A 12260-nucleotide genomic window follows, 5' to 3' on the forward strand; every position below is an offset into this window, starting at 1 on the left:
ATTAAGGCACGCGCTATGAGCAAACCGCCCAACTTGTTCCCGCCAAAACCGAGTGGTGCCCCCCTCCGCTCGAAAAGCCCCGTGTGGACGGCCCGCACATGGCGACCGTCGCCGGGCCGCCTGGTGAGGAGATCTATTGCGATGAATGGGGCCGGGTCATGGTCAGCTTCCCCTAGGACCGGGAAAGCAACAAACAACAAACTCAGCTCTTGCTGGGTGCGGATATCCCAGGGTTGGGCCGGTGGCAATTGGGGAGCGGTGGCCATCCCGCGTATCGGCCAGGACGTAATCCAGTTCCAGGCAGAAGGGCATAGTCAGCGACCAACGACGCATAAGGCAGGCGCTCAGGTACGTAGTGTAGCCGCATAGAGCTCCTGGCCGTTGACCTTGGCGGCCTTGGGCGCAGCGATGAACAGCCGTGCCCTGCGCCCGATGACAAATGGCTCGATCGCACGCTCCGCACCGTTGTACAGCCAGCGTTTCAATTGGCCCAGAATCATTGGCGCGTGAGCCGTGTCTTCCACAAAGGCAGCCAGTTCACCCGCTTGCAGGAGGAAGCCGCTGGCACCGATCAAAACACTCCGAGGCAAAAACCGCCTCTACGCGATCTCAGCGTTATGTGCCCTGTTCAACAGTCTAGCGCTTTGCTTGATCGCGGCGGTGGCGCTACAGTTGACCAATTGAGTAGGATTTAACGCTCATACTCGTTTTACGGTTAGTTTCGTCCTGGATACGACACCTCCAGATCACGTCGGGGCTGCCTTGAACGGAGGTGCGATGATTAACCGAACAGCGGCGGACTGGCAGCGCCTGCAAGACCTGCCAGCGCTGCTCGAGCAGCTGCCTACCCTCGCTGCAGAACTGGCGTTCCCCTTCTACAGCTTTACCTACAGCAGCCAGAACCATCAGCTCAGCGCAGGCAACCTTCCGCCACAGGGCACGCAATTGGTCCAGGCAGCACTGGACTTGCGGCCAGACACTCGCCACTACTCGAACATGCCCGTGATGTGGAGCGAAAACGCATTCCAGTCTGCCGCCGGCTCATGGGCGACGGCCTATGCTCTGGGCCTGCGTTACGGCTGGATCCAGCCGCTGCACGACGGTAGCGGCCGCAGCAGCCTGACGCTGCTGCGCCCTCATGTCAGGCTGTCGATCACCGAGCATTACGAAAAAGCCGCGTGGGTCATGTGGCTGGGTGAGCGCCTGCACCTGGCAGCCGCCCGGGAGGCAGGCCTGGCTGAACGCGAACATGGGCCGGCCTTTAACCCAGCTCAACGAAATCGCTGTAATTGAAAATGTACTTGGAATTTCGTGGCTGACAGAAACGAAAAAAGACGCCGAAGCGTCTATTTTCGATGATTTACAGACCTCAATTGAAACCTGTAAATCCATATTTGGAGCGGGAAACGAGACTCGAACTCGCGACCCCGACCTTGGCAAGGTCGTGCTCTACCAACTGAGCTATTCCCGCGTCGTGATGGGTGCCATTCTAGCGATTTCAAAAACCGCGTCAACCCCTTGATTCAAAAAAACTTTTACTTCTGCTCCGAACCTTCGCGCAGGTGCGGCCAGGCCGCCAGCAGATAGTGCGCCATCGACCACAGTGTGAGCCCCGCCGCCACCAACAGCAGTGCATAGCCGAGGATCACCCAGAAGGTCACCGCTGGCGGGTTGCCCAGCAGGATCACCAGCGCCAGCATCTGCGCTGCGGTTTTCCACTTGCCCAGGTTGGACACGGCCACGTGTGCCCGCGCGCCCAGCTCGGCCATCCACTCGCGCAGTGCCGAAACCACGATTTCACGGCCTATGATCACCGCTGCCGGCAGGGTAAGCCAGAAATTGGCATGGGTCTGTACCAGCAGCACCAGGGCCACCGCCACCATCAGCTTGTCGGCCACCGGGTCGAGGAAGGCACCGAACGGCGTGCTTTGCTGCAGGCGACGCGCCAGGTAGCCGTCCAGCCAGTCGGTGGCAGCGGCAACCGCGAACACGCTGCTGGCGGCCATGTAACTCCACTGGTACGGCATGTAGAACAGCAGAATGAAGCACGGGATGAGCAGGACGCGTAGAACGGTGAGCAAGTTTGGAATATTCATCGGTACGACTGGCCGCAAGTTGAGCCGGCATTCTACTCGCTATGCAGGCTGGCATAAATTGATTCGGCAAGCTTTTTGCTGATGCCGGGCGCTTTGGCAATTTCATCGATACTGGCGCGGTTGAGCTCCTGCAGGCCGCCGAAATGTTTCAGCAGGTCGCGGCGGCGCTTTGGCCCTACCCCAGCAACATCTTCCAGGCTGGACACCCGCCGCGCCTTGCCACGCCGGGCGCGATGGCCGGTGATGGCAAAGCGGTGTGCTTCGTCACGGATCTGCTGGATCAGGTGCAAGGCCGCAGAATCGCCCTTGAGGGTGAATTCGTGGTGCACGTCGTTCAGGTACAGGGTTTCGAAACCGGCCTTGCGCGTGACGCCCTTGGCGACACCCAGCAGGGTCAGTTCGCTGAAACCCAGCTCCTGCATCACATCGCGGGCCATGTTCAGCTGGCCTTTGCCACCGTCCACCAGCAGCACGTCGGGCAGTTTGCCCTCGCCGTCCTTGATACGCCCATAGCGGCGGGTCAGGGCCTGGTGCATGGCGGCGTAATCATCGCCAGCGGTGATGCCTTCGATATTGAAGCGGCGGTAGTCGGACTTGATCGGCCCCTCGGGGCCGAACACCACGCAGCTGGCTACGGTGGCTTCGCCACTGGAGTGACTGATGTCGTAGCACTCCAGGCGCTGCGGCACTTCGTCCAGGCCCAGGACCTCGGCCAGGGCCTCAAAGCGGGCCGCCATGTGCTGACGGTTGGCCAGCCGAGCGTTGAGCGCCTGCTCGGCGTTGGTCACGGCCAGTTGCTGCCAGCGGGCACGGGTGCCCCTTACCCGGTGGCTGATGGTCAGCTCGCGCCCACGCAACGTGTGCAGGGCCTCGGTAATGGCGGCGAAGTCTTCGTGCACAACGTTGACGATCAACTCGCCTGGCAATTCGCGCTCTGCATTGCCCAGGTAGTACTGGGAAAGAAAAGCGGCCATGACCTCGGCCAGGTCTTCCTCAATGCCCACCTGCGGGAAGAAGTTCTTGCTGCCCAGTACCCGCCCACCGCGCACGCTGATCAGGTGCACGCAGGCGCCACCCGGGTTGACGAAGGCAGCGATGACATCGACATCACCTGTGCCACCTTCGATGTACTGCTGGTCCTGCACGCGGCGCAGCAGGCTGATCTGGTCGCGCAGTTCGGCGGCCTTTTCGAAATCGAGGGCCATGGCGGCTTTCTCCATTTCGGCATTCAATTCATTGCCCAACTGCTGGCTGCGCCCTTCCAGAAACATCACCGAATGGCGCACGTCCTCGGCATATTCCTGGGCGCTTACCAAGTCGGTGCACGGCCCTTTGCAGCGCTTGATCTGGTACTGCAGGCAGGGCCGGGTGCGGTTGGCGTAATAGCTGTCTTCGCACTGGCGCACGGAAAAGGCCTTCTGCAACAGGCCGAGGCTTTCACGTATGGCGCCGGCGCTGGGGTATGGGCCGAAGTAACGGCCCTTGGCCTTTTTCGCGCCCCGATGAATACCCAGGCGGGGAAACTCCCCGTCAGACAAGAACACGTAGGGGTAGGACTTATCGTCGCGCAGCAGGATGTTGTAGGGCGGCCGCCATTCCTTGATCAGGTTCTGCTCCAGCAGCAACGCCTCGGTTTCATTGGCGGTGATGGTGGTCTCGACCTGGGCGATGCGCGCAACCAGCGCGGCGGTCTTGGGGGCCAGGCCGGTCTTGCGGAAATAGCTGGCCAGGCGCTTTTTCAGGTTCTTGGCCTTGCCCACATACAGCAGGCGGGCGTCGCCGTCGAACATCCGATAAACGCCGGGGCGACCACTGCAGGTCGCCAGGAATGCGCTGGCATCAAAAACTTGGGACATGAGGTTTACAGGCTTGCGTCAACCATACCGTGGCGAACGGCCAGCAAGGTCAATTCGACGTCGCTGGTGACCGAGAGTTTTTCAAAGATCCGATAACGGTAAGTATTGACGGTCTTGGGCGAGAGGCACAACTTGTCGGAGATGATCTGCACTTTCTGGCAACCGACGATCATCAGGGCGATCTGGATTTCCCGCTCGGACAAGGCGTCGAACGGCGAGCCTTGTGGCTGGAACGGCTTGAGCGCCAGCTGCTGGGCGATCTGCGGGCTGATGTAGCGCTGGCCGGCAAATGCCAGGCGGATGGCCTGGACCATTTCATCGAGCCCTGCGCCCTTGGTCAGGTAACCGGCAGCGCCGGCCTGCAGCAAGCGCGTGGGGAACGGGTCTTCCTCGCACACGGTGACTGCAACCACTTTGATGTCCGGGTGGCTGCGCAACAGTTTGCGAGTGGCTTCCAGGCCGCCGATGCCGGGCATTTTCACGTCCATCAGCACCACATCTGGCTTCAGCTCACGGGCCAGCTTGAGCGCCGACTCGCCCGAGTCCCCCTCACCCACCACCTGCAGGCCGTCAATGTCGGCCAACATGCGCGTAATACCGGTTCGTACCAGATCGTGATCATCGACGACTAAGACCCTAATCAAGCACACACCTCATCAGCAGGGCGATTGGATCCCGCCACCTTAACAAAATTTTTCACAGTGGGCCTAACGCATTACTTCCGTCAGAAACGTCCGACGCTCAACTGTGAGAATCCATACTGTTTACCGGGGTTTAACATGACCCGTCAAGCGCGCCAGCAGGTAGGCAACGTGCCGGCTGATCGTCGATATGGATCCTTGATGCCTGCGCCGTTCGCGCTGGACACGCCAGCGCCTGGCGATCACTCGATAGCGCGCTGCATACGCACGAAGCAATCGTCTTCACCCATCTCGATAAACCCATGGCGCTGATAAAGGCGGCGTGCCGGATTGCTGCGAAACACCATCAGCCTGAGCAGCGGCAACTGCCGCTGCCTGGCCCACAGTGCCAACTGCTCCAGCACCAAACTGCCAACACCGCGCCCGCGGTGCTCGGGGAGCAAATGCAACTCGCGGATGAACAGGGCCTGGCGGTCCTGGCTGAGGCTGCAGTAACCCAGCACCGCGGTGCCATCTGCCACCAACCACTGCTCGCGCCAGCCCCAGGCCTGGTCGAAGGCGTCTTCCACCCAAAGCAGACCGTATTGGCCGTAATAAGGCAGCATGGCGCGGCGAGTCAGGTCGCGGGCGAAGGTGCAGTGGCTGGTAGTGGCAGGGATCAGTTGCAGGCACATGTCAATCAACGCTCACGGTCGCGGTTGACGTTGTGCCCGGGGCTGGCCAGCAGGGCAGCCCCAGGCACCGATGCATGGAGGCGATCAGTAGGTTCGCCAGGTTGGCGAGGGGCCGGGTCAGGCCTCAGGCTGCTCGCCAGCAGGCTCGGCGGCAGGGGCGGCAGCTTGTGCCTTGGCCTTCGCCCGGTTACGGCGTTCCTGGCTGCGGTGCCGCGCAGCCTGCTGCTTGGCATGCAGTGCCTGTGCAGCAGTCACGGTACCCGCTGCTTGGCCACTGAGGTCCAGGCGCGGTGCATTTTCGACCATGCTGGCCCAGTACCGGGCGCCGCGGCACCAGGTGGAAATACCCAGCTTCAGCTGTTCACGGGTAAGCCCGAGCAGCTCCAGGTGTTGCTCGGCATCCTTGAAGATGCCTTCTTTGAGCGGCACCTTGGGGGCCGGGTTGACCGGGAAGGCCAGGGGAAAATGCTTCTGCAAAGGCCAGATCGCAGCGACCGCCGGATCCTGTTCGCGCGGCTTCGCCTGCGGGGACGGCTTGCGCTTTGGCTGTTTCGCGCTTTCGGCCTTTACCTGCTGTTTCTCCGCCCGCAGGCGGTCGCGTAGCTCTGCTAGTTGTTCAAAACCCATCGTTCAATTCACTGCTTGTGGTTGATTGCGGGGTGCAAGGATAACCCATGCAGCCACCCCAGTGTTTGCAGGTCATCTTTCCATCAGCTGAATACCCACAACACCCGCGTTGGTTTGCCGGTCAGGTTGGCATAACGAAAGCTGGCATGTGGCTGCAGCTGGAAACTGTCATTGGCGCGCAGGGTAACGGGCTCACCGCCGTCGAGCCACACGGTCAATTCGCCTTCGAGCACGAAACACCCCTGCTCTGAACTGTCGTCCAGGTACTCCTCGCCGCTGCTCGCCCCAGGTTCAAGGTGGCTATCGAGCATGGAGAAGGCGCCACTGATGCTGGGCGATGCCAGCACGTCGGTGATGCCACCGGCCAGGTGCAAGGTGCGGCGCTCGTGCGGGCGGGTGACCCAGCCGAGCTCGCGGGGCTTGGCCAGCTTGTAGAAGTAGGCAGTCGACACACCGAGCTCTTCGCTGATGGCCGTCAGGTCGGCGACGGTCGGGCGCGAAACACCGCGCTCGACCTGGGACAGGAACCCCACCGAGCGGCCGATACGCTGGGCCAGCTCGCCAAGGGTCAGGCCCTTGAACTTGCGCAGATCGCGAATCAGTACTGCCAGGCCTTCGATTTCTTCGTGCACTTTCATAGTTGAATCGCGACGTTCGGACGGAAAAACAATGCCCTGAAAAGTACAGGATTCAACCTGCAAAGCAAAATGCTTCCAGGCCTTGCGCGCGCCAGCCAGGCAAACCGGGGCCGCTTTGCAGCCCCGCTGAGGCTACCTGCCGCTCAGCGAACAGCCTCATACGTGAGGTCGAGGCATTTGCGCGCCTTTGCCACCAGCTCGTCGATCTCGGCAAGGCTGATCACCAAAGGCGGCGCGATGATCATGGTGTCGCCCACCGCGCGCATGATCAGGCCGTTGTCGAAGCAGTGCTGGCGGCAGATCATGCCCACGCCTTTGCCTGGGTAGCGGGTGCGGCTGGCCTTGTCTTTTACCAACTCGATCGCGCCCAGCATGCCCAGGCCACGCACCTCACCGACCAACGGGTGGTCGGCCAGCTCACGCAGGCGCTGCTGCAGGTAAGGCGCAGTCTTGTCCTGCACCTGCGTGATGATCTGATCGTCGCGCAGGATGCGCAGATTCTCCAGCGCCACCGCCGCGGCCACCGGGTGGCCGGAATAGGTAAAGCCGTGGTTGAAATCGCCACCTTCGCTGACGACCCGCGCCACCTCGTCACGCACGATCACACCGCCCATCGGTATGTAGCCCGAAGTCAGGCCCTTGGCGATGGTCATCAGGTCGGGCTCAAGGTCATAGTAGTCAGTACCGAACCACTGCCCGGTGCGGCCAAAGCCGCAGATCACTTCATCGGCCACGAACAGGATGTCGTACTTGGCAAGGATCTGCTTGACCTTTGGCCAGTAAGTGTCCGGCGCAATGATCACGCCCCCGGCACCCTGGATCGGCTCGGCGATGAAGGCTGCGACGTTGTTTTCGCCCACCTCCAGAATCTTGCGCTCCAGTTGCTCGGCGGCCCACACGCCGAAGTCGGCCTCGGTCATGTCGCCGCCTTCGCCGAACCAGTACGGCTGCGGGATATGCACGATATCCGGGATCACCCCGCCCTGCTGGTGCATGCCGCTCATGCCCCCCAGGGCAGCGCCTGCCACGGTAGAGCCGTGGTAGCCGTTGATGCGGCCGATGATCACCTTCTTGTCGGGCTGGCCTTTCAGCGCCCAGTAGTGGCGCACCATGCGCAGCACGGTGTCATTGCCTTCGGAACCGGAGCCGGTGAAGAACACATGGTTCATGCCGGCCGGGGCCAGGTCGGCGATCGCCTTGGCCAGCTCCAGCGCCGGTGGATGCGCGGTCTGGAAGAACAGGTTGTAGTACGGCAGCTGCTTCATCTGCCGGCTGGCGACCTCGGCCAGCTCATCGCGGCCATAGCCGACCGCCACGCACCACAGGCCAGCCATGGCATCGAGGATCTTGTTGCCCTCGCTATCCCACAGGTATACGCCCTTGGCCTGGGTGATGATGCGCGGGCCTTTCTCGGCCAACTGTTTAACATCGCTGAACGGCGCCAGGTGGTGGTCGCGGCTAAGCGCTTGCCAGGCCTGGGTCTGCGAATTCTGTGCACTCATTGTCTTCACTCCGTCAGGTCGCGCAGGCGCGCTGCGCGGTGGGTTGCTTGCGGTTCTGGCGCAGCAGCGAGCGCTGGCGGCATGCCGCGCCAAACGCCTGGAACAGGGTCAGGTACTGCGGGTTGTCCATGACCTGGTACTCGGGGTGCCATTGCACGGCCAGGCTGAAGCCCTGGCCGTTGTCCAGCGAGATCGCCTCCACCAGGCCGTCGGGCGCCAATGCCTCCACCCTCAACCCCGGCGCCAGCACATCGATGCCCTGGCCGTGGATGGAGTTGACCTCGAACACTGCCGGCAAGCCCAGGCGTTCGAGCAAACCGCCTGGCTGCACATGCATGGTGTGGCGCGGGCCGTATTGCTTGGCAATTGGCTCGCCCGCGCCTTCGCGGTGGTCCATGAATGCGCCAGCCTCATGCACGTTCTGGTGCAGGGTGCCGCCCAGTGCCACGTTCATTTCCTGAAAACCACGGCAGATGCCCAGCACCGGCACGCCGGCGGCGATCGCCGCGCGCATCAGCGGTAACGTGGTGGCGTCCCGCAGCGGGTCATGCTGGGTGCCCTCGGCACTGGCCGCGCCGTGGTAGTGAAACGGCTCGATATTGGACGGCGAACCGGTAAAGATCAGTCCGTCTACCACCTCGAGGATGTCGGCGCTGTCGAGCAGCTCCCCCAGGCTGGGTATCACGATGGGCAGGCCGCACGCCGCCTTGGCTGCCGCACGTGCATACTTCTCGGCAATGGTCTGGGTGGCATGCTGCCCGCTCATGGTGGTGCAAGCGGTGATCCCGATCACGGGCACACGTGGCATAGCGTCCTCCGGCAATGGGTATTGCGCGTGGTTTAGGTTGGCAAGGGATGGGGGCGAACCGCAGGCGCTACAGGAACCAGCGATACTCGCGGGCATCGATGTGGCGCATGAAGTCCAGTTGCTCCTGGTACTTGTTTTCGCAGTAGACCATCACGAACTCGCTGCCCAGGCCTTGCTCCAGCACCGGGTGATGACGCATGGCGGCCAGGCCGCTGAGCGGGTCCTTGGGGAAGTCGATGCCGCTCTGGCGGTCGTTGTTCAGCGGGGCGATGGGCTCGACGCCCCGCTCCAGGCCGTACTCCATGCCGGTGAGAATGGCCGCCAGCACCAGGTACGGGTTGGCATCTGCGCCTGCCAGGCGGTGCTCGATGCGCAGGTTGCGCGGGTCGGATTCGGGGATGCGAATGCACGCATCACGGTCTTCGAAGCCCCAGCTGGCCTTGCTCGCGGCGTTGACCATGGCACCGTAACGGCGGTAGGCATTGTGGTTGGGGGCAAAAATCGGCATACAGTGCGGCAGCAGTTCCAGGCACCCCGCCACCGCATGGCGCAGCTTGCGCTGTTCGGCAGCGGCGAGCAGGTTGTTGCCGTCGTTGTCGTACAGGCTGACGTGCACGTGCATGCCGCTGCCTGGCGCATCCAGGTAGGGCTTGCTCATGAAGCTGGCGCGGTAGCCGTGCTTCAGGGCAATGCCCCGGGTACTGCGGCAGAACAGTGCCGACCAGTCAGCCGCGGCAAGGGCATCGTCGCTGTGCAAGAAGTTGATTTCGAACTGGCCTGGGCCCAGCTCGGCAGTGATCACGTTCGCCGGCACGCCTTGCTCATTGGCGCCATCGACCATTTCATGCAACACCGAGGAAAAGCGCGAGAGGCGCTCGATGTGCATGTTCGGCTGGTCGTCTGCGTCGCCGCTGGCAGTGTCACGCGGGTAACACGGCAAGCCGTTGTCCAGCGCGCGGTCGAACAGGTAAAACTCCAGCTCGAACGCCACCACCGGGCGTATCCCACGCCTGGCAAGGCGCTGCAGCACGCGGGCCAGCACTTCCCGTGGCTCGAACTCGATCGGCCTGGCGGTGCCGTCGGAGGTGATCAGCATCTGGGCGATCGGTTCTTTTTCCCAGCGCACCGGCTTCAGCGTACCTGGCACCAGCCGCCGTACAGCATCCGGGTCGCCGTCGGCAAAGCAGTAGTCACCTATGGGGTAAAGGCCGCCCTGGGTACCCAGCAGCACGCAGTTCTGCGGCAGCTTCAGCGGTGCCCCAGCTGCAACCTTTTCCAGCATGTCGATGGGGTAGCGCTTGCCGTAGAAATGCCCGGGAATGTCCAGCGCAATCAGGTCGACATAACGTATGGCCGGGTGCTGCGCCCGAAACGCACGCACTTCAAGCAGCAAATCCGCAGAGGGGGCACTCATGTTCTTGTCCTTGTGGGGTGAACCAACTCAAGTGAAGACTCGCCCTTGAATGCCGCCCGCGCTTGCAAGGGCTTCAACCTCTGGCACGGCTTCAATAGCCTGGGCGCTCGTGAAATTTTCGCAGATATTTTTCATGAAAAAATACATTAAAAATTTCACACGTCAAGATCATCTGCGTGCCGCCGGTCTGCGTCTGCGCGACTTGGCCCCTGCCACGCGCAACAAGCCAATAGCTTAACTACTGGCTCTGAGAAGCTTGACTGTCTCACTTGCCACCCGAGGGCGCTGCTATGGTGGAAGCACCTACGCAATCAAATGAACGCCAAACTGGGAGGCAGCATGACAGTAGACAAAGTTGCAATTATCACGGCTGGTGGCAGCGGCATGGGTGCCGCCGCAGCCCGGCGCCTGGCCGCGGATGGCTTTAACGTGGGCATCCTTTCTTCATCGGGCAAGGGCGAGGCCCTGGCCGCAGAGCTTGGCGGCATCGGCGTTACCGGTAGCAACCAGTCGGTTGAAGACCTGCAGCGCCTGGTAGACGCTGTGGTCGGCAAATGGGGCCGCATCGATGTGCTGGTCAACAGCGCGGGGCACGGCCCACGTGCGCCCATCCTGGAGATCAGCGACGAGGACTGGCACAAAGGCATGGACACTTACCTGCTCAATGTCATTCGCCCGACACGCCTGGTGACGCCCTATATGCAGCGGCAAAAGGGTGGCGTGATCATCAACATCTCTACCGCCTGGGCATTCGAGCCGAGCGACCTGTTCCCCACTTCCGCGGTGTTCCGCTCGGGGCTGGCGGCCTTCAGCAAGATCTTCGCCGACACCTACGCCGCCGATAACGTGCGCATCAACAACGTGCTGCCGGGCTGGATAGACAGCTTGCCGGCCACAGAGCAACGCCGCGACAGCGTACCGCTCAAGCGTTACGGCACCCCCGAAGAAATTGCCGCCACCATCGCGTTCCTTGCCAGCGAGGGTGCTGCCTACATGACCGGGCAGAACATCAAGGTCGACGGCGGCCTGACGCGTAGCGTGTGAGGCTGCTGACGAGGTAAGCGCGCCTCGTCACTTGCCGGCGATCGATGGGCTTGCCACGCAACGTTGGGCGTTCAAGTAACGCGAATGCTTCAGCCACGCCTGCTGCGGGTAGTAGGCGAACACGTAGCTGCCGCGTTGCAGCGTGTGGATCAATTTCTCGGCAATCGCCGGGCGCACGGCAGGGCAACCCTGGCTGCGCCCAAGGCGGCCGAGGCTAGGCACCACGCTGGGGTCGGCGTACGCTGCGGCGTGCATGACGATCGCCCGCGCCATGCTGTTGTCATTGAACCCTGGCTCCAGCCCCTGCAGGCGCAACGAGCGCCCATGCTTGCCATTGTAGGCCTGGCCGGTTTCATAAAGGCCGACGGAGGACTGGTAACTGTTCGGCGCATTGGAAAACGCGTTCGGCAGATCGGCGCCGCTGTTCTTGCCATGGGTGACCCACTCTTCAAACAACAGCTGCCTGGCGCGCAGGTCGAACACCCACAAGCGCTTGTCACGCGAGGCCCTGGAATAATCGATAACGGTCAGCAATTTGTCCCCTCCCCCCTGGCTCGCACAGTGATAGGCGGTAAGCGCCAGGGCCAAGGTCGCCAGACTGGCGGCGGGTGCCAACCGCTGCAGCTCGGCAGCACTGGGCAGCGACTGCGCCTGAGCGCTGTGCCAGGCACCGAGAATGAACAGGCCGGCAATGGCCATCGCAAGCCGCACAGCGCGGCGCACTGAGGTGAACATCGATACGGATCCCTGTTGGAAAACGGGCCTGTGCAGCCGTTGCTTGCAGCCAAATGCGGCTACTGTGTTCGCTTTCAGGCCATTTGCCGATCATTTGCTGACCAATGGCCTGAGTGTATCTGCGTTGTTCACAGCAAGCGCCTCGGCTTGGCGCGCGGGGTAACAAATGCGCACCTGAAATGTGCACAAAATTCCCAACTCAAATACGCGCCCGCTAGGCAATGA

At 62.2% G+C, this 12260-nt stretch carries 12 protein-coding genes, 1 tRNA gene and 2 pseudogenes; 3 read left to right on the forward strand and 12 right to left on the reverse strand.

The annotated features are described in order from the left end of the window. Window positions 1–5: 5 nt before the first annotated feature. Window positions 6–291, forward strand: a pseudogene (locus tag QME24_RS08580) (type VI secretion system tip protein VgrG); the annotation flags it as partial. Between the two features lie 7 nt (window positions 292–298). Here QME24_RS08580 and QME24_RS08585 read toward each other — a convergent pair. Continuing rightward, window positions 299–467, reverse strand: a pseudogene (locus QME24_RS08585) (IS66 family transposase); the annotation flags it as partial. 310 nt (window positions 468–777) lie between these two features. Here QME24_RS08585 and QME24_RS08590 point away from each other — a divergent pair. After that, complete coding sequence (locus QME24_RS08590) at window positions 778–1293, forward strand: autoinducer binding domain-containing protein (RefSeq protein ID WP_054904193.1); 516 nt, start codon at window positions 778–780, stop codon at window positions 1291–1293. Window positions 1294–1395: 102 nt separating this feature from the next. Here the strand turns inward: QME24_RS08590 and QME24_RS08595 are convergent. From QME24_RS08595 to QME24_RS08640, 10 genes are all read right to left on the reverse strand, one after another. Further along, window positions 1396–1471 (reverse strand) — tRNA-Gly (locus QME24_RS08595). 64 nt (window positions 1472–1535) lie between these two features. Next, the gene (gene pgsA / locus QME24_RS08600) at window positions 1536–2096 is read right to left on the reverse strand and encodes a CDP-diacylglycerol--glycerol-3-phosphate 3-phosphatidyltransferase (protein WP_029885978.1); all 561 of its coding nucleotides are present in this window, start codon (window positions 2094–2096) and stop codon (window positions 1536–1538) included. Window positions 2097–2128: 32 nt separating this feature from the next. Continuing rightward, entirely contained in the window at window positions 2129–3952 is a 1824-nt protein-coding gene (gene uvrC, locus QME24_RS08605; RefSeq protein WP_232892003.1) for an excinuclease ABC subunit UvrC, read from the reverse strand. Window positions 3953–3957: 5 nt separating this feature from the next. Further along, window positions 3958–4596: a UvrY/SirA/GacA family response regulator transcription factor gene (gene uvrY, locus QME24_RS08610; RefSeq protein ID WP_003251380.1), complete on the reverse strand. Its 639-nt coding sequence runs from the start codon at window positions 4594–4596 to the stop codon at window positions 3958–3960. Between the two features lie 239 nt (window positions 4597–4835). Continuing rightward, on the reverse strand, window positions 4836–5267 hold the full coding sequence (locus QME24_RS08615; protein WP_054904191.1) for a GNAT family N-acetyltransferase: 432 nt from the start codon (window positions 5265–5267) through the stop codon (window positions 4836–4838). A 117-nt stretch (window positions 5268–5384) separates the two neighbouring features. Then, window positions 5385–5894 carry a ProQ/FinO family protein gene (locus tag QME24_RS08620; RefSeq protein ID WP_009686322.1) on the reverse strand — a complete coding sequence of 170 codons (510 nt, stop codon included), beginning with the start codon at window positions 5892–5894 and terminating at the stop codon, window positions 5385–5387. A gap of 83 nt (window positions 5895–5977) precedes the next feature. Further along, window positions 5978–6532: an XRE family transcriptional regulator gene (locus QME24_RS08625; protein WP_009686321.1), complete on the reverse strand. Its 555-nt coding sequence runs from the start codon at window positions 6530–6532 to the stop codon at window positions 5978–5980. Between the two features lie 143 nt (window positions 6533–6675). Beyond that, the gene (locus tag QME24_RS08630) at window positions 6676–8034 is read right to left on the reverse strand and encodes an aspartate aminotransferase family protein (RefSeq protein WP_235768721.1); all 1359 of its coding nucleotides are present in this window, start codon (window positions 8032–8034) and stop codon (window positions 6676–6678) included. A 13-nt stretch (window positions 8035–8047) separates the two neighbouring features. After that, complete coding sequence (locus tag QME24_RS08635) at window positions 8048–8842, reverse strand: gamma-glutamyl-gamma-aminobutyrate hydrolase family protein (RefSeq protein ID WP_192439821.1); 795 nt, start codon at window positions 8840–8842, stop codon at window positions 8048–8050. A gap of 67 nt (window positions 8843–8909) precedes the next feature. Then, a complete protein-coding gene (locus tag QME24_RS08640) occupies window positions 8910–10256 on the reverse strand; it encodes a glutamine synthetase family protein (RefSeq protein ID WP_154211435.1) in 1347 nt (448 codons plus the stop codon). 339 nt (window positions 10257–10595) lie between these two features. Between QME24_RS08640 and QME24_RS08645 the strand changes: the two genes are divergently transcribed. Then, window positions 10596–11300: an SDR family oxidoreductase gene (locus QME24_RS08645; RefSeq protein ID WP_009686317.1), complete on the forward strand. Its 705-nt coding sequence runs from the start codon at window positions 10596–10598 to the stop codon at window positions 11298–11300. Window positions 11301–11327: 27 nt separating this feature from the next. Here the strand turns inward: QME24_RS08645 and QME24_RS08650 are convergent, their stop codons facing one another. Then, on the reverse strand, window positions 11328–12035 hold the full coding sequence (locus QME24_RS08650) for a murein L,D-transpeptidase catalytic domain family protein (RefSeq protein WP_177331323.1): 708 nt from the start codon (window positions 12033–12035) through the stop codon (window positions 11328–11330). Window positions 12036–12260: the final 225 nt, after the last annotated feature.

Source organism: Pseudomonas sp. PARCl1 (assembly GCF_947311875.1).
GTDB lineage: Bacteria > Pseudomonadota > Gammaproteobacteria > Pseudomonadales > Pseudomonadaceae > Aquipseudomonas > Aquipseudomonas juntendi.